Source organism: Sinorhizobium sp., from assembly GCF_059070375.1.
Window position 1 is genome coordinate 2,763,715 of the sequence record NZ_JCACWC010000003.1, and the last position, 23,881, is coordinate 2,787,595.

22 protein-coding genes are annotated in these 23,881 nt (G+C 64.4%); 13 read left to right on the forward strand and 9 right to left on the reverse strand.

Going from position 1 to position 23,881, the window contains the following annotated elements; all coding sequences use genetic code 11:
* Genes AC5J09_RS25370 through AC5J09_RS25400 form a run of 7 tightly spaced genes read left to right on the forward strand, consistent with a single transcriptional unit; the run spans position 1 to position 7,303 of the window.
* On the forward strand, positions 1–933 hold the full coding sequence (locus tag AC5J09_RS25370) for a phosphoglycerate dehydrogenase (RefSeq protein ID WP_494298819.1): 933 nt from the start codon (positions 1–3) through the stop codon (positions 931–933).
* Complete coding sequence (locus AC5J09_RS25375; RefSeq protein WP_494298820.1) at positions 930–1,790, forward strand: MBL fold metallo-hydrolase; 861 nt, start codon at positions 930–932, stop codon at positions 1,788–1,790. The genes AC5J09_RS25370 and AC5J09_RS25375 overlap by 4 nt, the downstream gene beginning before the upstream one ends.
* Positions 1,791–1,802: 12 nt before the next feature.
* A complete protein-coding gene (locus AC5J09_RS25380; protein WP_411921540.1) occupies positions 1,803–2,693 on the forward strand; it encodes an SIS domain-containing protein in 891 nt (296 codons plus the stop codon).
* A 2-nt stretch (positions 2,694–2,695) separates the two neighbouring features.
* The gene (gene deoC, locus AC5J09_RS25385) at positions 2,696–3,436 is read left to right on the forward strand and encodes a deoxyribose-phosphate aldolase (RefSeq protein WP_411921539.1); all 741 of its coding nucleotides are present in this window, start codon (positions 2,696–2,698) and stop codon (positions 3,434–3,436) included.
* Between the two features lie 4 nt (positions 3,437–3,440).
* The gene (locus AC5J09_RS25390) at positions 3,441–4,988 is read left to right on the forward strand and encodes a xylulokinase (protein ID WP_494298821.1); all 1,548 of its coding nucleotides are present in this window, start codon (positions 3,441–3,443) and stop codon (positions 4,986–4,988) included.
* On the forward strand, positions 4,985–6,514 hold the full coding sequence (locus AC5J09_RS25395) for a xylulokinase (protein ID WP_494298822.1): 1,530 nt from the start codon (positions 4,985–4,987) through the stop codon (positions 6,512–6,514). The genes AC5J09_RS25390 and AC5J09_RS25395 overlap by 4 nt, the downstream gene beginning before the upstream one ends.
* Positions 6,515–6,544: 30 nt before the next feature.
* Entirely contained in the window at positions 6,545–7,303 is a 759-nt protein-coding gene (locus tag AC5J09_RS25400) for an SDR family NAD(P)-dependent oxidoreductase (RefSeq protein WP_026168682.1), read from the forward strand.
* A 240-nt stretch (positions 7,304–7,543) separates the two neighbouring features.
* On the opposite strand, the gene AC5J09_RS25405 is transcribed toward AC5J09_RS25400, so the two are convergent.
* From AC5J09_RS25405 to AC5J09_RS25420, 4 genes are read right to left on the reverse strand one after another with little or no spacing between them, the layout of a single operon-like run.
* Complete coding sequence (locus tag AC5J09_RS25405) at positions 7,544–8,536, reverse strand: ABC transporter permease (RefSeq protein WP_494298823.1); 993 nt, start codon at positions 8,534–8,536, stop codon at positions 7,544–7,546.
* The gene (locus AC5J09_RS25410; RefSeq protein ID WP_018095842.1) at positions 8,533–10,038 is read right to left on the reverse strand and encodes a sugar ABC transporter ATP-binding protein; all 1,506 of its coding nucleotides are present in this window, start codon (positions 10,036–10,038) and stop codon (positions 8,533–8,535) included. The genes AC5J09_RS25405 and AC5J09_RS25410 overlap by 4 nt, the downstream gene beginning before the upstream one ends.
* A 53-nt stretch (positions 10,039–10,091) precedes the next feature.
* Positions 10,092–11,057 (reverse strand): substrate-binding domain-containing protein, encoded by a 966-nt coding sequence (locus AC5J09_RS25415; protein ID WP_494298824.1) that lies wholly within the window; start codon positions 11,055–11,057, stop codon positions 10,092–10,094.
* A gap of 57 nt (positions 11,058–11,114) precedes the next feature.
* Positions 11,115–11,885 carry an SDR family NAD(P)-dependent oxidoreductase gene (locus AC5J09_RS25420; RefSeq protein ID WP_494298825.1) on the reverse strand — a complete coding sequence of 257 codons (771 nt, stop codon included), beginning with the start codon at positions 11,883–11,885 and terminating at the stop codon, positions 11,115–11,117.
* 498 nt (positions 11,886–12,383) lie between these two features.
* On the opposite strand from AC5J09_RS25420, the gene AC5J09_RS25425 reads away from it, so the two are divergent.
* Entirely contained in the window at positions 12,384–13,118 is a 735-nt protein-coding gene (locus AC5J09_RS25425; protein WP_411921532.1) for a GntR family transcriptional regulator, read from the forward strand.
* 16 nt (positions 13,119–13,134) lie between these two features.
* On the opposite strand, the gene AC5J09_RS25430 is transcribed toward AC5J09_RS25425, so the two are convergent.
* The 5 genes from AC5J09_RS25430 to AC5J09_RS25450 form a co-directional block, all read right to left on the reverse strand.
* A complete protein-coding gene (locus AC5J09_RS25430) occupies positions 13,135–14,568 on the reverse strand; it encodes a xylulokinase (protein ID WP_494298826.1) in 1,434 nt (477 codons plus the stop codon).
* Positions 14,569–14,594: 26 nt separating this feature from the next.
* On the reverse strand, positions 14,595–16,589 hold the full coding sequence (gene tkt, locus AC5J09_RS25435; protein ID WP_494298827.1) for a transketolase: 1,995 nt from the start codon (positions 16,587–16,589) through the stop codon (positions 14,595–14,597).
* A gap of 88 nt (positions 16,590–16,677) precedes the next feature.
* A complete protein-coding gene (locus AC5J09_RS25440; RefSeq protein ID WP_275597459.1) occupies positions 16,678–17,145 on the reverse strand; it encodes a group III truncated hemoglobin in 468 nt (155 codons plus the stop codon).
* A 135-nt stretch (positions 17,146–17,280) separates the two neighbouring features.
* Positions 17,281–18,594, reverse strand: coding sequence for a glutamine synthetase family protein (locus tag AC5J09_RS25445; protein WP_275597458.1), 1,314 nt, complete (start codon positions 18,592–18,594; stop codon positions 17,281–17,283).
* Complete coding sequence (locus AC5J09_RS25450) at positions 18,584–19,486, reverse strand: MurR/RpiR family transcriptional regulator (protein ID WP_494298828.1); 903 nt, start codon at positions 19,484–19,486, stop codon at positions 18,584–18,586. The genes AC5J09_RS25445 and AC5J09_RS25450 overlap by 11 nt, the downstream gene beginning before the upstream one ends.
* 158 nt (positions 19,487–19,644) lie before the next feature.
* On the opposite strand from AC5J09_RS25450, the gene AC5J09_RS25455 reads away from it, so the two are divergent.
* The 5 genes from AC5J09_RS25455 to AC5J09_RS25475 all read left to right on the forward strand — a co-directional run bounded on the left by AC5J09_RS25455 (position 19,645) and on the right by AC5J09_RS25475 (position 23,879).
* Positions 19,645–20,460: an N-formylglutamate amidohydrolase gene (locus tag AC5J09_RS25455; RefSeq protein ID WP_494298829.1), complete on the forward strand. Its 816-nt coding sequence runs from the start codon at positions 19,645–19,647 to the stop codon at positions 20,458–20,460.
* On the forward strand, positions 20,450–21,100 hold the full coding sequence (locus AC5J09_RS25460; RefSeq protein ID WP_275597455.1) for a cysteine hydrolase family protein: 651 nt from the start codon (positions 20,450–20,452) through the stop codon (positions 21,098–21,100). Before AC5J09_RS25455 ends, AC5J09_RS25460 begins: the two co-directional genes overlap by 11 nt.
* Positions 21,101–21,220: 120 nt before the next feature.
* Positions 21,221–22,393: an ABC transporter substrate-binding protein gene (locus AC5J09_RS25465; protein ID WP_324762214.1), complete on the forward strand. Its 1,173-nt coding sequence runs from the start codon at positions 21,221–21,223 to the stop codon at positions 22,391–22,393.
* A gap of 51 nt (positions 22,394–22,444) precedes the next feature.
* On the forward strand, positions 22,445–23,179 hold the full coding sequence (locus AC5J09_RS25470) for an ABC transporter ATP-binding protein (protein WP_100671952.1): 735 nt from the start codon (positions 22,445–22,447) through the stop codon (positions 23,177–23,179).
* Positions 23,172–23,879: an ABC transporter ATP-binding protein gene (locus AC5J09_RS25475; RefSeq protein WP_411933753.1), complete on the forward strand. Its 708-nt coding sequence runs from the start codon at positions 23,172–23,174 to the stop codon at positions 23,877–23,879. The genes AC5J09_RS25470 and AC5J09_RS25475 overlap by 8 nt, the downstream gene beginning before the upstream one ends.
* Positions 23,880–23,881: the final 2 nt, after the last annotated feature.

Sequence of the window (23,881 nt, forward strand, 5' to 3'; positions counted from 1 at the left end):
GTGAAGCGCATTCTCGTGACACCCCGTTCGCTCTCCCTCGCCCCGCCGCCGGAACTCGAGCCGCTTCGGCAGGCTGGATTCGAGCTTGTATTCTCCACGCCGGGCCGTATGCCGGACGAGGCCGAACTGATCGATCTCGTGCCAGGCTGTGTCGGCTGGCTGGCGGGCGTCGAGCCCGTTTCCGGCAAGGTCATCGCCGCCGCCGACAGTCTGCGGGCGATCAGCCGCAACGGCACCGGCATCGACAATCTGCCGCTCTCCCTGCTTGAGGGACGGGGCATACGCGTCCTCAAGGCCGAGGGCGCCAACGCAGTCGGCGTGGCGGAACTTGCGGCCGGGCTTATCCTTGCCGCCCTGCGTCACATTCCAACCGAAACCGCCGGCATCCGCGCCGGCGGCTGGCCCCGCTCGCGCGGCAAGGAAATCGCCGAACGAAGCGTCGGGATTATCGGTTGCGGCGCGATCGGAAAGCGCGTCGCACGCGCGGTCTCGGCGATGCGGGCCAGCGTCATCGCCCATGATCCGTTCCGTCCGAATGTCGAAGTGTATGGGCCGTTCAAATGGGGGAGCCTCGACGAGGTCTTCGCGGAGGCGGACATCGTCTCACTGCACTGCCCGGCACCGGCCGATGGCCGGCCGATCGTCGATGCGGCGCGTCTGGCGGCAGTGCCCCCGCACGCCATCCTCGTTAATACCGCGCGCGCAACACTGGTGGACGAGGAGGCGGTGCGCGCCGCACTCGACGAGGGCCGGCTGCAGGCCTATGCGACCGATGTCTTCGTCGAGGAACCGCCGGCGGCCGGCTCCCTTGCCAGCCATCCGCGCGTCATCGCCACCAGCCATATCGGCGGCTTGACCGACGAGAGCGTCAGCAAGGCGACCGCGATTGCGGTGGCCAACCTTCTCTCGGCCCTCGAGGAGGAGAGCGCATGATGTCGCTGTCGCCTGTGCCCTTTTCGGGTTCGCTTACCGAGCGGCTCGCCGTGCCGCCGGCCGACGGCATCCGCTTCTACTGGCTCGGGCAGGCCGGTTTCGTGATCGCGACGAACCGCTTCCGCATCGTCATCGATCCCTATCTCTCCGACAGCCTCGCGGAAAAATACCGCGGCCAGCGCTTCGAGCACGACCGCATGATGGCGGCCCCGGTCGCGCCGTCCGGGCTCGGCCCGGTCGACCTCGTGCTCGTGACCCATCAGCATACCGACCACATGGATCCGCAGACCCTCATGCCGATCGCCGCGGCCAACCCGGATTGCCGCTTCGTCGTGCCCCGCGCCGCGCTGGCTGCCGCGCAGGAGCGTATCGGCGTCGGCCCGGAACGGCTTATTGCAGTCGACGCGGGCGAGCGCATCGAACCTCTTGCCGGCCTCGGCGTCACCGCAATCCGCGCCGCGCATGAAACACTCGAACGCACCCCCGAGGGCTGGCACAGGTTCCTCGGTTATGTGATCGCGGCCGAGGGTGCACGCCTCTACCATTCCGGTGACACGATCCCTTACGAGGGACTCGTCGAGGAGGTGTCGCCCCTCCGGGTCGACCTGGCGCTCCTGCCGGTCAACGGCCGCCGCGCCGAACTTACGCAGGCCGGCATTGCCGGCAACCTGACGCTGGACGAAGCATGCCTGCTGGCGGAGCGGATCGGCGCGTCCGACATGATCGCCCATCACTACGGCATGTTCGCCTTCAATACCGAAGACCCCCGGGTGATCGACGCCAAATCGGCGGCCGCCGATTGCAGGGTACGGCTCCATCGGGCAAAGCTGTCGGTCGAATACCGACTGTCCAAGTAACCGGGGATCTCCATGTCGACCAATGCGCTCCAGCCCAAAACGATCGGCGGCAACAACAACATACTCGAAGTCATCAGGCTGAAGCGCGCGGACTTGCGCAAGTCGGACCGCAAGGTCGCCGAACTCGTTCTGGCCGATCCGAAGCGCGTGATCAATGCGACCATCGCCGAGGCGGCGGAATGGGCGGAGGTGAGCCAGCCGACGGTGATCCGTTTCTGCACCTCGATCGGTTGCACTGGATACCAGGACTTCAAGCTCCGCCTCGCCCAGAGTCTGGCGCTCGGCATGTCCGCGACCCACTCGGTCATCGACGCCGGCGACAATCCGGCCAAGGTATCGGAGAAGATCTTCGACTATACGATCACGAGCCTCGACTGGGTGCGCAATCATCTCGACCCGGTCCAGGTCGACCGAGCCGTCGACGCGCTTGCCAAGGCCAACCGCATCGAGTTCTTCGGCTTCGGCGCATCGGGCATCGTCGCACGCGACGCCCAGCAGAAGTTTCCCCTCTTCGGGGTCCCCTGCGGCGCGGAAACAGACGCCCACCAGCAGATCATGGTCGTTTCCATGCTGAAGCCCGGCGACGTCGCGGTCGTCATCTCCAATACCGGCGCGACGCTGGCGATCATCGAAACCGCGCGCCGGGCGCGCGAGAGCGGCTGTCTGGTCATCGGCATCGTCGGGTCGGACGGCCCGCTTGTCGAATTCTGCGATATCGTGCTGATGGTCGAGACGCTGGAAAACACCAACATCTACACGCCGACGATCTCCCGCATCGCCGCGCTGACGGTCGTCGACATCCTGTCCACCAGCGTCGCACTGCGCCGGGGCGCAGAGCATGTCGATCTTTTCACCGGCATGAAGCGCAATCTTCGTTACCTACGCACCAGCACAGAGACATAGAGATGAACGACACCCGCCGCCAGCCGCCGGCCTCCCTCGCCCCTCGCGATCTCGCCGCCCTGATCGATATCAGCGCCGTCCAGGCCTTCCACACGGAAGCGGACGTGCGGGAACTGGCGGAAATCGCGGTTGCGGAAGGGTTCATCGCTGCGCATGCCCTGCCGAATTTCGTGCCGCTGCTGCGAAGCCTCGTCCCCTCGGGCGGCCTGACGCTTGTCGGCGGTCCGGTGGGCTTTCCCTCGGGCGGCCACAGCACCCGAACCAAGACCGCCGAGGCTGTGGAGCTTGCCGGGAACGGCGCGCAGGAACTCGACATGATGATCAATGTCGGCCGCCTCAAATCCGGCGACTTCGGCTATGTCCGCAACGAGATACGCGCCGTCGCAGAGGCTATTGCCCCGGTGCCGCTCAAGGTCATCCTGGAGCTCGCCCATCTGACGGACGAGGAGATCCGGACGGCTTCGGCGATCGTAGCCGAAAGCGGAGCCGCCTTCGTGAAGACCGGCACCGGCTGGACGCCGACCGCCACGACGCTGGAAAAGCTGAAACTCATCGTCGAAAGCGTTGGGGGCGCGGTGGAGATCAAGGCCTCCGGCGGCATCCGTTCGCTCGATGCCATCGCCGGCATGATGCGTCTGGGGGTCACCCGGTTCGGCATCAATACGCAGGTCGCCGTCGACCTCGTGCGCCAGTGCGCCGCCCTGCCCGGCGGCCGCCTCGACATTGCCGGTAAGGCGGGCTGACGCCATGGGCGACACCGTTGCGGCATTCGACCTCGGAACCGGCGGTGTCAAGGCCGCGATATTCCGTCCGGACGGGACCTGCATTGCGGAAGAGGTGGTTTCCTACAGAACGTTCTACCCCTCGTCCTCCTGTCACGAGCAGCGTCCCGAAGACTGGTGGGAGGCAATTTGCGCCAGCCTCCGGATTCTGTTCGAGAATGCCGCGGTAAAAGCCGGCGACATCCGTGCCATTGCCGTTTCCGGCCACAGCCTCGGCTGCCTTCCGCTCGACGAAAACGGCGCGCTGCTGCAGGAATTCGTACCGATCTGGTCCGACGGACGCGCCGTCGCGGAAGCGGAGGATTTCTTCACGCGCGTCGATCCGGACACCTGGTACCGGACGACCGGCAACGGTTTTCCGGCCCCCCTCTACACCGTGTTCAAGGCCATGTGGCTGCGCCGGAACGCACCCGACATCTTCGCGCGGACACGGACGATCATCGGCACGAAGGACTACATCAACCTGCGGCTGACCGGCCGCATCGCCACCGATCCGTCCTATGCCTCGGGCACCGGCGTCTATGACCTCAAGGCGGGGCGCTATGCCTGCGAACTTGTCGAAGCGGCGGGACTGAGCCGGGACCTGTTCGCGCCCATCATCGCCTCCACCGATGTCCTCGGCGAGGTCCTGCCCGACATTGCCGAACGGCTCGGTCTCTCCCCCGGGGTGAAAGTGGTCGCGGGCGGCGTCGACAACAGTTGCATGGCGCTTGGCGGTCGCACCTTTCTCGAGGGCGACGCCTATGCCTCGATGGGCTCGTCGAGCTGGATCACCGTTTCGGCTTCGGAGCCACTCCTCGACGATCGGGTGCGTCCCTTCGTATTCGCCCATGTGGCGCCGGGCATGTTCATTTCGGCGACCTCGATCTTTTCCTCGGGCACGAGCTTCAACTGGGTGACGGACACGCTGCTGCCGGACGTGAAGCATGCGGCCGAAGTTGCAGGCATGGACGTCCATGACGCGCTCTTCCGGCTCGCCGGCGAGGCTCCGGCCGGTGCGCGCGGCCTGATCTTCGTGCCGACGCTCGGCGGCGGCACGAACTTCGAGGGCGGACCGGCAGTGCGCGGCGGCTTCGTCGGGCTCGACCTGCAGCACGGCCGTGCCGACATCCTGCGCGCGACGCTCGAGGGTGTGGCACTCGGGCTGCGGATCGCATTGGACGAGTTGCGCCGCATGACGGCGATCGGCCCGGAAATGATCATTGTCGGTGGTGGCGCGCGCAGCGCCTTCTGGCGGCAGGTCTTCGCCGACGTCTTCGACTGCACGATCGTCAAGACCAGGGTCGATCAGCAGGCGGCGGCACTCGGTGCTGCGGCGCTGGCCTTCGTCGGCATGGGGCTGTGGGAGGACTTCCTGCCGATCCGCGCACTGCACGTTCCGGAAGGACGCAGTGAACCCGCGCCGGATGCACGCACGGTCTACCGGGCCGCGCTTGCCGCCTATCGCCTCGCGGCCGAGCAGCAACACGAACTGTCCGGCGCACTCGCCGCATTGAGGGAGGCCGCAACATGACCGGAGAACTCTTTCTTGCGATCGACGTCGGTACCGGGAGCGTGCGGGCGGCGCTCATCGACACCAGCGGGAAGATCGTCGAAATCGCCGCGCGCGAGCACGACCAGATCGTGCCGCAGTTCGGCTGGGCAGAGCAGCGACCGCTCGACTGGTGGGAGGGGGCCTGCATCGCCATCCGAACCGTACTCGACAAGGCGGAAGGCGCGCGCGAGCGCATCTCCATCGTCGCCGTATGCGGCCAGATGCACGGTCTCGTGCTCATCGACGATGCCGGGCAATTGACGCGCGATACCGCACCGCTCTGGAACGACAAGCGCACGCTGAACCTCGTGCGCCGTTTCGAGGCGGAGAACGAGCCCGACAGCTATCTCGCAGAAAGCGGCAACACGCCGACGCCGGCCTGGCCGGGCTTCAAGCTGCAATGGGTGCGCGATGCCGACCCCGAGGCCTATCGGCGCAGCGCCGTCGCCATCATGCCCAAGGATTACATCAACTTGCGGCTGACCGGCGAGATCGCCATGGATACCGGCGACGCCTCCTGCAGCTTTCTGATGAACCCCGCAACGCTCGGCTGGTCGCCGGCGATGATCGAGCGAATGGGACTTGATGCCCGGCTGCTTCCGCCCATCCGCAACCCCCTGGAAATCATCGGCCGCGTCACGGACCAGGCCGCGCTCGCGACAGGACTGAACGCCGGCACGCCCGTCATGGTTGGCGGAGCGGACTATCCGGTGGCGCTGCTCGGCTCGGGCGTCTGCCGGCCCGGCCTCGGATCGGACAGCACGGGCACCGGTGCCATCGTCACGATGATCGCCGACAAGCCCTTGCTGGATCCGGAGATTTCCAACGTCGCCACCATCGAAGGCAACTGGGCGCCCTTCGTGCTCCTCGAAACCGGCGGCGACGGCATGCGCTGGGCGCGGCGCGCCTTCCATGACGGCGCGCTGAGCTACGGCGACATCGTCGCGCGCGCCGAGAAGGCGCCGGCCGGCTGCGAGGCACTGCTGTTCATGCCGTTTCTCACCGGCGAACGCCTAGGTCAGCATCGCAATGCGCGGGCACAGTTCTTCGGCCTCGGCGCCGGACACGGCATGGAGCACCTGCACCGGGCCATCCTGGAAGGGATCGCCTTCGCCATGGCGCGTCATATCCGTATCATGGAGCACAGCTCGGGCAAGCGCCTGGAGCGCATGATAGCGGCGGGCGGCGGTGCCCGCACGAAGCTCTGGCTCAAGATCAAGGCAAGCGTCTTCGACACACCGGTGATGGTGCCGCAGGAGCCGGAATGCGGCCTCATGGGCTGCGCGGCCATGGCCGCAACCGCGACAGGTCGCTTTTCCCGGCCGGACGACGCGGCGGACGCCTATGTGCGTTATGCGGAAGAAATCGCGCCGGACCCCGCATGGGTCGAGGTCTACAGCCATGTCCAGCCGGTTTTCGAGCGGCTCTATCATCACAGCATGGCGCTTTATGACGACATGGATGCGCTTGCCGCCCGGATCCATCCGGCCGGCACGCGGACCTGAACAACGAGTATCATGCCTGAGGAGGAATTCATGAAAGACATCGTCGATACGTTTCGTCCGGACCTTTTTGCCGGCAAGGACATTCTCGTCACCGGCGGTTCGTCCGGCATCGGCCTTGCCATTGCACAGGGCTTTGCCCGGCTCGGCGGCTCGGTCATCGCACTCGGCAGTTCGGAAACCAAGCTCAAGGCTGCCGCGGCCGATCCCCAAAACGAGGCAATCCGCTTCGAGCGTGTCGACGTGCGCGACCCGGCAGCGATCAACGCCTTCGCCAGGACGCTGAGCAAGCTCGACGTTCTGGTCAACGGCGCAGGCATTGCCCGGCCCGAGTCGGAATTCGAGGACGCCACCTACATGGAGGTGATGGACGTTAACCTGAATAGCCAGATGCGCTTTGCCATGGCCGTCCTGCCGCTCCTGAAGGCCTCGCGCGGTGTCATTCTCAACACGGCCTCGATGCTGAGCTATGTCAGCGATCCGCTCGTGCCGGCCTATGGCGCCAGCAAATCGGGCGTGCTCGGCCTCACACGCCATCTTGCCCACGCCTTCGGCCCCGACGGCATCCGCGTCAACGCCATCTCCCCCGGTTACCACAAGACCGACATGACGAAGGGTCTTTGGACCGACCCGGTGCCGGCGGAGAAGATCGCCCAGCGTTCGGCGCTCAAGCGCTGGGGCACCGTGGACGACCTGGTCGGAACCGCCCTCTTCCTCGCCTCGCCGGCCGCGGAATTCATCACCGGCGCGGACTTGCCAGTCGATGGCGGTTTCGTGGTCGGCGGCTTCTAGATCAAGGTGATTTCAGGTCGGATCGAGCTGAAAATCATGAGCGTAATCTATTCCAAGAGTTAGGGGATGCGGGCAAAGCGCGCACACTTTTCCTCGTCCCGCTCTGGCTGACTTGCCCCTCATCCGGCCTGTCGGCCACCTTCTCCCCGCAAGCGGGGCGAAGGGACGCGTGGCGAGCGCCTCCGCCGCCATGATCACCAGCGTCGGGCGGGGCACGTCGCCTCGCCCGCTTTGCGGGGCCTAACGGCGCGACCGGGCGGTGACGAACTGTATGAGCATTGCCAGGATGATGATCAGTCCGAGATAGACGTTCTGGTGATAGCCCGGCACGCCGGCGAGGTTCATGATGTTGGTGATGATACCGAGGATCAGCGCGCCGAGCAGCGTGTTGAACATGCCGCCGCGCCCGCCCATGAGGCTCGCGCCGCCGATGACGACGGCCGCGATGACATCGAGCTCCGCACCGACACCGACCTGAGGCGTGCCGATGCCCGTCCGGCCCGCGGCGACGATGCCCGCGACCGCGGCGAGTGCGCCGCTGATGACATAGACCGACAGGACATAGCGCTCGACCGGCACGCCGGAGAGCCGCACGGCCTCCTCGTTCGAGCCGATCGCGGTGACGATGCGGCCGAAGCTCGTATAGAGCAGCACCACGCCCCCGATTGCATAGATGACCAGCATCAGGATCGCTGGCTGTGGAATACCGAAGAGAAAGCCGCTGCCGAAATCGACGAGCGACGCGCCGGGCGATCCCATGGTGATCGGGCGCCCCGCACTGATGATCAGCGAGATGCCGCGGGCGATCGCCATCATCGCCAGCGAGATGACGAAGGACGGCAACCGCATGTAGGCGACGAAGAAACCGGTGACCACGCCACAGGCGGCGCCGGTCAGAATGACCAGCAGGATCGCCATCGGCACGCCATAGCCCTGTGTTGCGATAAGGTGGGCGCAGAGCACCGATCCGACGGCGGCGATGGAGCCGACCGAAAGGTCGATGCCGCGCGTGAGCACGACGAAGAGCATGCCGACGGCCATGATGCCGGCGCCGGAGGCGACCTGGCGCACGACGTTCATCAGGTTGCGCTCCGTCAGGAACGCATCGGACCAGAAGGACGCGACGACCACCAGCACCAGGAAGATGCCGAACGTACCGTAGTGGCGGATCGCGTCCAGAACGCGCGGCGTAAACGACGAGGGCGCGGCGGCGCTTGCGGACGTAATGCTCATGGGCTTGTCTCATTCCTTTCCCGGGCCGACCGGGTCATTGCCAGCGTCAGCAATTGCTGCTCGGTGAACTGGCTTTCAGTGAGTTCGCCGACGATGGCCCCTTCCGCCATCACGAGAACGCGGTCGCAGATGCCGAACAGTTCCTGATGTTCGGACGAAATAACGAGGATTGCTTTCCCGGCTTTGGCGAGGTCGTTGATCAGATTGTAGATCTCGCCCTTCGCCCCGACGTCGACGCCGCGCGTCGGTTCGTCGAGGATGAGCAGGTCGCAATCGGCGTGGAACCATTTGGCAAGCGCCACTTTCTGCTGGTTGCCGCCCGAAAGACTCGAAACCGGCGCGTCGACGCTCGACGCCTTGAGCCGCATCTCGGCGCCAAGCGCCACGGCGACCTGCCGCTCCTTGCCTACGTCGAGGAAGCCGAGACGGGATATGCTGCGGATCTTGGCAAGCGTCGTGTTGATCCGGATCGGCGCATCGAGGATGACGCCCTGCTGCTTGCGGTCTTCCGGAACGAGGCCGATGCGGGCGCGCACGGCCTCGCGCGGTGAGGAGAGATGGAGCGGTTTGCCGTTGAGTTCTACAGTGCCCGAATCCATCTTGTCGGCACCGAAGACGAGGCGAGCGACTTCCGTACGGCCCGAACCGACGAGACCGCCGAGGCCGACGACTTCGCCGGCGCGAACCGAGAAACTGACGTCGCGGACCTTGCGGCCGCGCGCAACGTTGCGCACACGGACGATCACGTCACCCGGAACACGCCCGGCCTTGGATGGAAAAAGCGCGGACATCTGCCGCCCGACCATGCGTGCGATCACCGCGTCGACATCCGTGGCGGAGGTCTCCAGCGTTTCCACATGCGAGCCGTCCTTCATGACGGTGATGCGGTCTGAAAGGTCGAAGACCTCGTTCAGACGGTGCGAGATGTAGACGACACCGGTACCGCCCGCGCGCAACTCGCGGATGATCGCGAGCAGGCGCTCGGCATCGCTGTTGGCAAGCACCGCGGTCGGCTCGTCGAAGACGATGATGCGCGCCCGGTTGGAGAGCGCCTTGGCGATTTCCACGACCTGCTGGTGAGCGACTGTCAGGCGTCCGGCGTGGGTGGTGGGGTCGATGTCGAAGCCGAGACGTTCGAGGATTTCGCTGGCTGCCTTGCGCAGCCGGCGGTGATTGACGATGCGCGGCAGGCGCCCGAGAAAGATGTTTTCCGCGACCGTCAGGTCGGGCGCCAGCGCCAGTTCCTGATGGATCACCGAAATACCCCGGCCGGCGGCGTCCCGCGGGGCGGAGTGCTGCGTCGTCTCGCGGTGAATGCTGACGGTCCCGGAGGTCGGCTTCATTTCGCCGGCAAGCACGCGCATCAGAGTGGATTTTCCCGCGCCGTTCTCACCGACCAGCGCATGGACTTCGCCGGCCCTCAGGTCGAAGTCGACGCCCTTCAGGGCCTGTACTCCGCTAAAGTTTTTGCTGATGCCGGACAGTCTGACAAGTACGGTCATTGGCTCTCCAAGGATGCACCGGAGACCCGGTGCATCCCTTTCTTCATTGTCGATCAGAATACGGACTGCGGGTTGTAGTATTTGTCGACGTTGTCCGCGGAGATGACGTCGGCCGGTGTCAGGTGCAGCTTCGGGAAGTCGGCCGGAAGCTCGCCCTTGAAGGCCTTGTAGGCGATATCGAAGGCTGTTCGTCCGACGAGGTCCGGATCGTTTAGGCCGGTGGCGCCGTAGGTCCCTTCCTTGACCATCTCCAGCGCCTCGCGCTGCCCGTCGGCCGCGGCGGCAAACAGGATGCCATCGAGACCGGCAGCCTTCGCGGCTTGAACCGCGCCGAGGACCATGGAGTCGTTTTCGCCGACAACGAGGTTGGCGTCCGGATGGGCCTGGAACAGGTCTTCCGCAGCCTTCAGACCGCCGTCCGTCGCCCAGTCGCCCCAGCCCTGGCCCAGAACCTGGAGGTTGACCGCACCTTCGTTGACGAGCTGGCCTTCCACGATGCCCTTGATGACGCCCATGCGGCGATCGAGGCCGCCGGGATTGCCCTGGTTGCCGGACAGGAGGAGCATCTTGATCGGCGTGCCCTTCATCTTCTTGGCGATCCAGTCGCCGACGAGACGGCCGTTCTCGTCATTCGAGGAACGGACCTGGGTGACGACGTTGGCCTTCGGGTTCAGCGTGGAATCCATCACGACGACCTTCACGCCGGCTTTGGTAGCGGCGTCGGCGACCGGAACGAGCGCCTCCTGGTCACGCGGGTTGAGGATCAGGATGTCGATTCCCTTGGCGATCATGTCTTCGACGTCGTTGATCTGCTTGGAAAAATCATTCTGGCTGTCCGCCGTCGTGATTTCGCAACCCTGGTCGTTGGCTGCCTTTTCAACCGCAGCGACCTGCGCCGCGAAGTAGGGCGCGTTGAGCGAGGGCATGGTGAGGCCCACCTTGCACTCCTCGGCCACGGCAGCAGAGGTCAGGCCGAACAGGGCCACGGACCCTGCCAAAAGCGTCTTGATGCGGGACATTGTAACTCCTCCTTGTTGATTGCTATTCGTTCGTTCCGGCATGCGGCATGGATGCGATCACCAGAGCGTGTATCCTCCATCCGCAAGCACGATCGATCCGGTCATCAGGCTGGCCGCCCGGGAGGACAGGAAGAGGATCACGCTTGCGACCTCGTGGTCCTTGCCCATGCGCCCCATGGGCGTGGAATCGAGCCAGCGGTCGAGCATGGGCCTGTCGTTCTCGACGAGCGCGTTGAGCGGCGTTTCGATGTAGGTGGGCGCGACCGCGTTGACCCGCACGCCACGCGGCGCCCATTCAGCGGCGAGCGACTTGGTCAGGTGGTGTACGGCGGCCTTCGAGGCGTTGTAATGCGCCTGCGGCTGGGGCCGGTTGACGATGAAGCCGGACATGGAGCCGACATTGACGATCGATCCGCGACCGGCCGAAAGCATTTGCCGGCCGAAAGCGCGGCTGCACCAGTAGACGCCATTCAGGTTGACGTCGATGACCTTGAGCCAGCGTTCGTCCTCCATGTCCTCGGCTGGAATATCACTGAGCGCGATGCCCGCATTGTTGACGAGGATGGAAGCGCCGCCGTTCGCGGTTAGTTCGTCCGCGATCGCCTGCATGCGGGCAGGATCGGTAACGTCGCCCTGGTGCACGGAAACGTCGTAGCCCTTCGCCAGAAGGATCGCATGGGCCTCTTCAAGGAGCGCCGGATCGCGTTCGATGATGGCAAGGCGCGCGCCTGCCTCGCCGAGCGCATCGGCGCTCGCGAGTCCTATGCCGCGTCCTCCTCCGGTGACGACCGCAAGTTCGCCGTCGAGCCTGAAGCGTTCGAGATACACCCCTGTCCTCCCTCTGTGCATGTCGCAACCTGACCTAGGAGCGCGCGTTGGGGAGGCCGCGCAACTGCGCGGCCCTCGGCTGCGAACCGTCGGTCTTCGATTTGCGGTGCGGGAGCTCGTCGCGCCCGGCACATGTTGCAGGCGGGCCGGCGGCCCGCCTTCCTCCCTGCCCTACTCCCCGTAAGGCAGCCACACGTTCTTCACCTGCGTGGCGCGGGCAAAAACGACCGACCCTCACCCCGCATCGGCGCGATCCGGCATGCGCTCGGCGACAGCTTTACTCGGATTCACCTCCGCCACTCCCGTATTTGATGTCCCCGCACAATCTGTTATATCAGAAAGGCTTTTTGTAATGTTGTCCGTACATCGTTACCGGAACGAGTTGTGAGTGTCAACGCCCCGTGCAACCCGTCCGGACGCATTTACAGATGTCCGCTTGTCAGGTCATGGGTATGACGGGCAGAGTTATCCGCCACGGTACGAAAGGCAGAGATTCGCATGAGCATCGAACGCAGTTCACCCATCCCACTCTATTTTCAGCTCGCCGGGGCGCTGCGGGCCGCGATCGAATCCGGCGCTTACCCTCCCGGAAGCAAGCTGCCGACCGAAGGCGAGCTCTGTCAGCAGTACGACATCTCGCGCAGCGTCGTCCGGCAGGCGCTTCAGTCGCTTGCCCACGACAATCTCATCGAGACGGAGCGCGGCCGCGGCGCCTTCGTGCTGGAACGCAAGGTGCCGATCGCGCTCGTTCAGCAGCTCGATCCCCTGCTTGAAAGCATGGCCAAGGCCGGGTTCAAGCTGACGACCCGCGTGTTGAAGCAGGAGCGCATCAAGCCGCCCGCCCATGTCGCGGAGCAGATCGGCGAAAACGATGCGGTGTTTCTGGAGCGCCTGCGCTATGCGGACGGGGTGGTTTTCCTCGTGGTGCGCAACTTCCTGCCCTACTCGCGCTTTCCCGATCTGTTGCAGTCGAAGGAGCTCGAGGACGTCTCCCTCTACCAGTATCTTGCCGAGCGCTACAACGCCGTGGCGACGACCGGCAGACGGCAGGTCGAGCTCGCTCGCATCAATGAAGAGGCGATCGCCGCCCAGTTACATGTGGAAATGAACAGTTACGTCCTGTTCAACCGGGAAGTCACCTACGACCAGAACAAGCAGGTGCTCGAATATTACGAGTCCTGGCACCATCCCGATCGGACCCGGCTGACCATCGACCTGCACCGGACCTATTGAGAGCGGCGCGGCATTCTCAGACGTGCTTGAGGCCACGATAGGTGGCGCGAAACCGGGGCAGGAGTGCGTCCAGCTCCTCGAACGGCCGGGGTTCGATCAGACTGCCGGAATTGTCCGGCAACGGGATGTCCTCGATTGAGCGCCAATGGCCGGCAGCCATGCCCCCGAGATAGGCCGCGCCGATCGTGGCATTGCCGAGATCGTGTGCCGGCACAAGCGGCACCTCCAGAATATCCGCCAGCAATTGCTGCCAGCGCGTGTCCGTGCTGCCGCCACCGGTCAGGAGTATCCGATCCGCCGACACACCGACAGCGCGCAGGGCATCCCAACTGTCGCGCACGGCGAGGGCAACGCCTTCGAAGACCGATCGGATCAGTTGGCTGCGCGTGCAGCCAAGGCGCATATAGGCCCAGGCGGCGGAGGCGTTCGGATCGAGCAGCGGCGCTCGCTCGCCCGTCACATAGGGCAAGAAGATGACGCCGCCATGGCCTTCGTTCTCCTCGAAGCCCGCATGGTACATCTCCGGCCAGGAGGCGCCGAGAACGGTGCGGGCCCATTCGAATGCCGTGCCGCCGTTCTGGAGGGCGGCCATCGAGTAGAGATTGCCGCCGATGCCCCGATAACTGTTATAAAAGGGCTGGACCCGCGGTTCGATGGTTTCGACCACCGACATGATCTGGATGCCCGATCCCACCTGGAGGATGGTGGAGCCGGGCTTCGTCTGGCCCATGCCGAACAGGCAGGATGCCGTGTCGGAAAGGCCTGCGGCCACCGGCGTGCCGGCAGCAAGGCCAAGCTCTGCGGCCGCAGCTGCACTCAGCCTGCCGGCGACCGAATGGGATTCGACGATCGGCGCAAGGATCGCGGGATCGATCGCCAGGTGGCTGAGGACATCGCTTGCCCAGCGTTCGGCCCCGACATCGTAGAGCAGTGTCATCGACGCGTCGGAGGGCTCGGTCGCGGCCTCGCCCGTCATGACGAGCCGCAGCCAATCCTTGGGGGCGAGGATGCGGCGAATCGCACCATAGGTGGCCGCCTCGTTCCGCCGCAGCCACAGAAGGGAGAGACCGGCCATCCCGCTGACGACCGGATTGGCCAGCGGACGCCGCACCGTTTCCGGGAGGGCAAGCACCGCCTCCATTTCGGCGGTCGCCCGCTGGTCGGCCCACAGAATGGCAGGCCGCAGCGGCTTGGCGTCTGCACCGATGGCGACAAGACCGTGTGCCTGGCCCGACAGGCCGATGCCGCGGACGTCGCCGCCGTGCCCCTCGCAGCAGGCGCGCACGGCCGCCACGGTTTGTGCCCACCAGTCCGCGGGTGACGTCTCGGCATGACCCGGCACGGGCGAGGAGACGGGATAGGCTCGCGCGGCCTCGGCGACAGCCTTGCCGTCGCCGTCGATCAGAAGCGCTTTGACCGAACCGGTGCCAAGGTCGATGCCGAGATACATGCTTTCCCCGTCATTGGATCAAGGTGTCAGCACAGGAACCGACCGGCCTCGGATACGATCCGTTCAGCCGTCAGGTTCATGACGCGGTAGATTTCCGGCCCGGGCGCGGATTCGCCGAATCGGTCGACGCCGACGACCGTACCCGGTCCCTTGAGGAACTGGTACCAATAAAGCGGAGAGGCCGCCTCGACAAATATCGTCGGCGTGCCGAAAGCCAGCACGCTTTCCTGATAGTCACGGTCCTGCGCTGCGAAGAGATTGCCATTGGGAATGGATACGAGCCGAACCGCCTTGCCCTGGCCCTCCAGCACCGCCGCGGCTTCGAGAACAAGGCCGATCTCAGAGCCGGTCGCGACGAGGACGATATCGGGCCTGCCGCCCCCGTCCTGCAGCACGTAGCCGCCGCGACGGATACCGTCGAGATCGGCGCTCCTATGCGCGAAAACCGCACCGTCCTGTCGCGCGGCAACGATAACGCTTGGCCCTTCACGCTTCAGCGCCGATTCCCAGGCAACGAGCGCCTCCAGTTCGCTGCCCGGCCGCCACAGCGACATGTTCGGGATAGCGCGGAGCGCCACCAGCTGCTCGCACGGCTGATGCGTCGGACCGTCCTCGCCCACTCCGATCGAATCGTGCGTGAAGAGGAAGATAGTCTTGAGGCCCATCAACGCCGAAAGGCGCACGGCATTGCGGCTGTAATCGCTGAACACGAGATAGCAGGCGCCGTAGGGGATGAGACCGCCATGGGCCGCCATGCCGTTCATCATTGCCGACATGCCGAACTCGCGCACGCCATAGTGCACGAAATTTCCTGAAAAATCGTCCGGCGTGATAGAACGCGCCGCACCTGTCCAGGCCAGCGTCGACATCGAAACGTCGGCCGAACCACCGATCACCTCCGGCACGCTTCGGATGAGATTGCCGAGAACGCGGTTGGAAGCCTTGCGGATCGGTTGCGCGACCGGTTCGTGAGCTAGAACCCGCTCTGCCTCGTTTGCCACAACCGCATCGAACTCGTCCGGCAGCCGGCCTGCGGTACGCCGCTTCAGCTCGGCGGCCAGTTCGGGATGCTTCGCCTCATAGGCCGCGAAAAGGGCATTCCATTCGGCTTCCGCCCTTTCGCCGCGCGGGCGGGCGTCCCATGCCCGCATCACGGCATCCGGCACGATGAAAGCCTCATGCTTCCAGCCAAGGTGCTCGCGGGTGCGGGCCACCTCCTCCACGCCAAGCGGCGCCCCGTGCACCTCCTCCTTGCCCTGCTTGTTCGGCGAGCCATAGCCGATGATCGTCTTGCAGCAGATCATGGTCGGCTTGTCGCTCGAGCGGCGCGCGGCATCGAAGGCCGCGGTGATTGCCTCCGCATCGTGCCCGTCCACGTCCGCGATGACGTTCCAGCCGAGCGCACGGAAACGAGCGGCCGTGTCGTCGGCGAACCAGCCCGGCGTCTCGCCGTCGATGGAGATGCTGTTGTCGTCATAGACGGCGATGAGCTTGTTGAGCTTCAAAGTGCCGGCGAGCGAGGCCGCCTCCTGCGCTACGCCCTCCATGAGGCAGCCGTCGCCGACGAAAACATAGGTGAAGTGATCGACCACGGGAAAGCCGTCGCGGTTGAACTCCTGCGCAAGCTTCCTTTCCGCCAGTGCCATGCCGGCCGCCGTAGCAAAACCTTGGCCGAGCGGACCGGTCGTCGTCTCGACCCCTGCCGTGATGCCGTATTCCGGATGGCCTGGCGTCCTGGAATGCAGCTTGCGGTGATCCTTCAGATCCTGAACCGTCAGCCCGTAGCCGGAGAGATGAAGCAGCGAATAGGTCAGCATCGACCCATGTCCGTTCGACTGCACGAAACGGTCGCGGTTGATCCATTTGGGATTGGCCGGATTGTGCCGCAGGAAGTCGTTCCACAGAACCTCGGCAATGTCCGCCATTCCCATGGCCGTTCCGGGGTGGCCCGAATTCGCCTTCTGCACGACATCAACGGTCAGGAATCGAATGGCGTTCGCCAACACGCGGCGGTCGGACATATATAAAGCCTCCAGATCTCTCCTCATCCTATAATGTTGTAAGTACAACATGACAAGGGAGATTCGTTGGCAATCGCCAAGGCGAACTTCAGGAGCGCTTGAGTGCCGGGTCGTCGAGCGCCGGATTGTAGAAGAGCGAGAGCGTCAGGCTACGCGCGATGCGCTCTGCCGTGGCCATGAACCAGGCCTTCGCTTCCTCATTCGGTGCAATGTCGTCCAGCGTCCCAGCAAAGAGCCCCAGCCATTTCGGAAAGAGTTCCGGAGACATATTGGCGACGCCGAGATGCGCCTGCACCGGCTTTCCGCCGTAAGCGCCGCTGCGGAAGGCAACGGCGGACCAGAAGCTTTTCATCTTCTCCATGTGCTCCGGCCAGCGTCCCGAAAGCCTTGCGTCGAATACCGGCCCAAGCTCCGGATGCGCGAGCACACGCGCATAAAACGTGTCGACCAGCCTACCGATGAACGCTTCATCGATCCCGAGTGCCTTCATCTCCGCTTTTGCGCTTTCGCGCATAGCGGGGCTTTGCACAGCGTGGCCCTGCAATTCGTCGCTCATACCATCCGCCCGGTTCGGTCGCATCTGCTGCCCACTATATAGGGATTGCGGACGTCGCGCCCAAAGCCGAACTGCAGAATGCGGCAATCTGCCCGACGAGGATCAGGCCGTAAACGGCAGCGGCGGCAGTTGCCGTCAATAGACGCTGTCGTAGGCCGCACAAATCTCCGTCTGCGTCTTGTCCGCCAGATAGGCGATCTCGCCCTCCTTATGCTTGACGTAGACGTCGGCAAAGCCTTCGGGGAACCAGCTGCACACGGTCGCATTGCCCTTGAAGCGCTGGAGGGCCGCTTCGAGTGTCTGCGGCAGGCGGACGTAGCCGCGGGCGGCAAGGGCCTCCGCGCTCAGGAGCGAAAGATCTTCCTGCGTCGCCTCCGGCACCGCGAGCCCCTCCTCGATGCCCTGTACCCCGGCATGGACGATTGCCGCGAGGGCAAGATGCGGATTGGCGGTCGCATCGGCCGCACGAAACTCGAAGTTGAACTGGGCGGCGCGGGCGATATCGCTGATGTCGGAAACCGGGCAGATGCGCACCGATGCCTCGCGATCCCGAAAACCGAGATTGTTGAAGGCTGCGCTCCAGCGATGCGGTGTGAGACGCAGGTAGGAGACCACGCTCGGCGCCGTGATCGCAATGATCGAGTCGAGATATTTCAGAATGCCGGCGACGAATTTTCCCGCAACTTCGGAAAGCTCATGTTTGCCGTTCGGATCGTAAGTGACCGGGGCACCCGCCGAATCCAGCATGCTCAAGTGGACATGCACGCCGTTGCCGACCCCGGCCGGATCGCGGATCGGCGTGAAGGTCGGCTCATAAGAAAGCTCGCGCGCGACGAGGCCGACAAGTTCGCGGGTAATCAGCGAATGGTCGGCGATGGTGACGCCCCTCTGGGGGCCCATCGTCACCTCGAACTGACCGGCGCCGAACTCCTTCAGGATCGTATCGGGCGTCACGCCAGCCTCGCGCATTGCCGCGATGATCGCCTCACAGAAATGCCGTTCCTCCTGGAACCCTCCGAGCGTGAAGGCCTTGCCGACTTCGCCAACGCGGTGCTTGAGCTGGAATTCATGCTCGAAGGCACCGTACAGCGTGACACCCGCCACGCTCTGCAGCCGCTCCAGGGCGGCCTCGAGAATAGAGCGCGTGCAGAATTCCCAGGGGCGGCCGTCGGTATAGCGAATGTTACCGAGAACAAAGTTCTCCTTCGGCGCCCCCTCCTCGCTTTCGAAGCTGACGCAGGTCGACGGATCGGGAATGAGCACGAGGTCGCCGAGCGAGCCGAAGGGGCTTTCGGCGATCGCGTCGAAGCAGGTGATCTGTACATTGGTCGGCGTCCAGCCGACGCCCCGCTGCAAGCGCTTGTCCATCTGCGCCAGCGGAAAGGCCTTGCCGCGCACCTTGCCCGAGAGATCGCCGCAGCAGGCGACCATCATTTCCTCACGTTTCATCTGCGTCCCCGTTGATCCTGTCCTGGTCGTAGCCCGGCATCGCAAAGCGGATGCCGTCCCAATCCTTGATACGCTTCTGCGTCGCCTCCCAGTCCGTCTCCGAGACGCGCACGATGAGTGCCTCGACGAGCGCCATGGCAGCGGAAACCGTGTCCCAGGCCGTGCCGGCGTCGATCGGCAGAGCGACGATGTGATCGGCGTTGCGGGCAGCCGGCGACATCCACTTGTCGGTGACGACGACGATGGTCGCGCCACGCTTTTGGGCGATGTTCTCGGCAAGGCGTGCGAGGCTGAGCTGGTAACGCCGGAAATCGATCAGCAGCACGACATCCTTCCGGCGCATGCGCAGCACATGCTCCGGCCAGAATTCCGGGTTGTCGGCCATGTGGTAGATGCCGCTGCGGATCTGCCGGAGATGGATCGACAGGAAGGAAGCGATGCTGTTGCTGACACGCCCCCCGAGCAGGAAGATGTTGCGCGACGGGTCGGCGAGAAGCTCGGCCAGAATGTCGAACTGTGCCTGCGAAACCATTCCCGTCATTTCACCCATGACGACCGAAACACGCGCCACATATTCCGACAGGAACTCCAAATGGCCGACCGGCCTCTGGCTGGATTTCAGGTCGAGGGGCGAGCGCCGGCCCTCCTTCAGCTCGGCGATCAATTGCCGTTGCAGGTCCTGGAAACCGCCGCAGCCGATCTTACTGACGAAACGGGTGATGGAGGGCGCGCTGACGCCAGTCTTGGCCGCCAGTTCCTGAATGCTTTCCAGGCCGGTGAAGGGGTAATCGGCGAGAATGGCATTGGCGATCTTTCGCTCGCTGGCCGTCAGCTGCCCGGCGGCCTCGCGGATCCTCGTGCGGATCGTCGTCGACGATTTCCCATCGCTCATCGGTGTGTCTTCCCTTGGTTGGAACGAATATTCGCGTCCTGAAAAAAATTAGTCAAACAGAAAAATCAGATTGACTATGATTGAAAAATTTCTTTGACTGTTCGCCATTGAAGGCCGCGCCGCCGGCCCGCGCCGGACCGTACGACGGATCTCATCTCATGCTCAGGCTCGCAGATCGCGACACGACCAGATTGCTGCAGGCGGGTGACCCGGATCCCGTAGAATGGATCAATCCGCCCGGCCGATCGGCGATCTTCTTGACCTGCGAACATGCGGGCCGCGCGCTGCCTGCAGCGCTTGGCGATCTCGGCATTGCACCCGAGGAAATGGACCGTCACATCGCCTACGACGTCGGCGCCGAGGGTGTTGCGCGCGGCATTTCCGAGCGCCTCGATGCAACACTCGTCCTGCAGCGCTATAGCCGGCTCGTCATCGACTGCAATCGCCCCTTGGAAGCGACGGACTGCTTCGTGGCGCAGAGCGACGGGACCGTCGTTCCGGTCAACGCCGACCTGTCCGATCGCGAACGTCGCGGCCGCTACGTGGAAATCCATCAGCCGCTCCACGAGGCGATCGCCGTCGCGCTCGACCAGCGACAGGCGGCCGGCAAGCCGCTCTTCCTCGTCTCGGTACATAGCTTCACGCCCGTCATGCGCGCGACCGGCGCCGTCCGGGATTTCGAACTCGGCCTTCTCTACAATCGCGACGCCCGTTTCGCCGAACGGCTGGCCGAAGTCTTCCGCGCCGCCAATCCGGACGTTACCGTCAGGCTCAATGAGCCGTACCACGTCGACGATCTCTCCGACTACACGATCCCCGTGCACGGCGAGCGGCGCGGCATTCCGCATGTGCTTCTCGAAGTGCGCAACGACCTCATCAACGACGCCCGCGGACAACAGGAATGGGCGGACCGGCTGGCCGGCCCCCTCCGACTTGCGGCAGAAAGCATCGAAGGAACCAATGATGGCCGCTGACCATCCGACCACCCGCGACGTGCCGCTCGACCCGGCCGCTTCCGCCATCCTGTTCATCGACGTGCAGAACTTTTCCGTCAGCCGCGAGGGGGGCGAGTTCAAGGATGTCTCCGATGCGGATATTGCCGGCAAGTACGGCTACTACTTCAACCGTATCCGCGAGGTGGCGATACCGAACATGCAGCGCCTGCTCGCCGGTTTCCGCAAGGCCGGCATCGAGGTGCTGCACACGACGATCGAGAGCCTGACGAAAGACGGCCGTGACCGCAGCCTCGACTACAAGATCACCGGCTTCAACGTGCCGAAAGGCTCCTGGGATGGTAAGGTAATCGACGAGCTCGAACCGCTGGAGGACGAGATCGTCTTCCCGAAGAGTTCCTCCAGTGTCTTCGTCTCCACCCATATCGACTATGTGCTGCGTAATCTCGGGGTGAGGCAGATCGTGCTGTGCGGCCTCCTGACCGACCAATGCGTGGAATCGGCAGTGCGCGACGCCTGCGACCTCAACTATCTGGTGACGCTCGTACCGGATGCCTGCGGCACCTATTCGGAGGAACGCCACTACACCTCGCTGAGCGCAATCAAGGGCTATTGCCGCCAGATATCGACCGACGATCTTTTGAAGGAAATCGGGCAGTAACCTTTCCGAACGGCCGATGGGAGGCAAATAGGGAGCATACGAGGGCGGTCCGCACAAGAAGGTCAAAAGACCAGGCCGCACAACGATCACCGCCGAATGGCATCAATAAGGGGAACGACCATGATCAAGACTTCCAGACTGTTTCTGGCAGCGGCAAGCTTCGCGCTTGCCTCTTCCACAGCCATTGCCGACGACGACAAGATCCTGATCGGCGGCGCACTCTCGATGACGGGCATTCAGGCTCCCCTCGACACGCCCGGCTACAACGGCGCGAAGGTCGCCGTGAAGTATCTCAACGACAATGGCGGCTTGCTGGGGAAGCAGGTCGAATTCGTCAATATCGACGGCAAGTCGGATCCGGTGACGGTCGGCAACGTCGCGGTCGAACTGATCGACAAGGGCGCCGAGATCATCGTCGCACCGTGCGATTTCGACTTCGGTTCGCCCGCGAGCCGTGAGGCGCAGTCGGCGGGCCTCGTCGGCATCTCGACCTGCGCCTCCGACCCGCTCTATTCCTCCTGGTCGCTCGGCGACAAGCAGTTCACGCTCTCCATGTGGAATACCACGATGGGTGCGACGGCCGCCGATTTCGCCGTCAAGGAAAAGGGCTGGAAGACGGCCTACGTCGTCACCGACCAGTTCATCGCCTATACCAAATCGCTCTCGAAATATTTCGTGGAGCAATTCAAGGCCGATGGCGGCGAGATTCTGCTCGAAGACACCTACACGAACGGCGACAATAATTTTTCCGCCCAGCTCGCCCGTCTCCAGGCGCTCGGCAAGAAGCCGGACGTGATCTTCGTCTCCTCCTACGGCACGGACATCGGTGTGATCATCCGCGCGTTGCGCGAAGTCGGCTACGATGCGCCGGTTCTCGGTGGCGACGCCTATGACGACCCGGCCATGCACGAGGCGCTCGGCGAAAAATTCGGCAATGACGTCTATTTCGTCACGCATACCTGGATGGGCCCGGAAGCGCATCCGGACATGCCGAAGTTCATCGAGCTCTACAAGGAGATGTTCGGCAAGGCGCCGGACACGTCCTTCGTCTCGACGGGCTGGGATACGATCATGCTGCTCGCCGAGGCGGTCAAGGCGGCCGGAACGACCGAAGGCGCAGCGCTCGCCAAGGCACTTGAAGATGGCCAGTTCAAGCTGCTGACCGGCGATCTCGACTACGGCACGAACGACGAAGGCCATGTGCCGAACAAGGCAGCGGCCTTGATCGAGCTCAAGGGCGGCAAGCCGAGCTTTGTTGGATGGCGTAAGCCGGAATCCCTGCCTAAGCCCTGATCGGTCAATTCGGGCCGGCCGCAATGCCGGCCCCATCACCTCGGAAAAGCCATGTCTGAAACGCGTCTCGCGGTAAACGACGTGTCGGTGGAATTCACCGGCCTGCGCGCACTCGACCATGTCTCGCTCTCGGTCTCCGCCGGCGAGGTCGTCGGCCTCATCGGGCCGAACGGCTCCGGCAAGACGACGCTCATCAATGCCATCACCGGCCAGGTGAAGCTGGCGACCGGCACGATCGCCGCCGGCGACATCACCCTGTCGGGTCTCTCGCCGCGCGAGATCGCGCTTGCGGGCGTAAGCCGCTCCTTTCAGATCGTGCGCATTTTCAACTCGATGACCGTCCTGGAGAATGTCGAGGCGGCGGCGCTGGCAAAGGGCGCCTCCCGCGCTGTGTCGGCTGAACGCGCGAAGGACCTGCTGGCCGAACTCGGCCTGACGGCGAAGGCGGACGAGCTTGGCGAAAGCCTCAGCTATGGCGACAAGCGCCGCGTCGAAATCGCCCGGGCGCTCGCCGCCGAACCGCGCTTTCTGCTGCTCGACGAGCCCGCCGCCGGCATGAACGATGCCGAGACGGAAACCCTGCTGCACACCCTCGCCGAACTGCCCGAGAAACGCGGCCTCGGCCTTCTCATCATCGACCACGACATGGGTCTCATCATGCGCCTCTGCCACAGGCTGCATGTGCTCGCCTCCGGCCGCACGATCGCGGAGGGCGACGCCGCCCATGTCCGCAGCCACCCGGCCGTTATCGAAGCCTATCTCGGCAAGGGGGCGGCCCATGCTTGACGTCACCGACCTTTCCGTCAGCTACGGCGCGATCCGCGCTGTGCGCAGCATCAGCTTCACGCTTCGAAAGGGCGAGCTGGTGAGCCTGCTCGGCGCCAATGGTGCCGGCAAATCCTCGACCATCAAGTGCATCGCCGGCGCGCTGAAAGCCTCCGGCGGCACGATCACGCTCGAAGGCAAGGACATCACCGCGGCGAGCCCCGAACAGGTCGTGCGCGCGGGCCTTGCCACCGTGCCGGAAACCCGCGACGTCTTCCCGGACCTGACGGTCGCCGAAAACCTGATGCTCGGCGCCTATATCCATCGCCGCGACCAAGCTGGCAACCGCGACAACCTCGAGAAGCTGAACACGCTCTTCCCGCGCCTTGCCGAGCGCTCGAAACAGGCGGCCGGCACGCTCTCCGGCGGCGAGCAACAGATGCTCGTCATCGCCCGCGCGCTTATGGCAAGGCCACGGGTGCTTCTTCTGGACGAACCCTCGCTCGGCCTTGCGCCGGCCATCGTCGAACGCATCTTCGAGATGATCGAGGCACTGAAGAAATCCGGCCTCACCATCCTGCTCGTCGAGCAGAACGTGAACCAGGCGCTCGCCGTCGCCGACCGCGCCTTCGTCATGCGCCTCGGCGCCATCGTCGCATCCGGCACGGCCGAGGAAATCCGCTCGACCAGCGACCTCAGCGCGCATTATCTGGGAGGCTGATC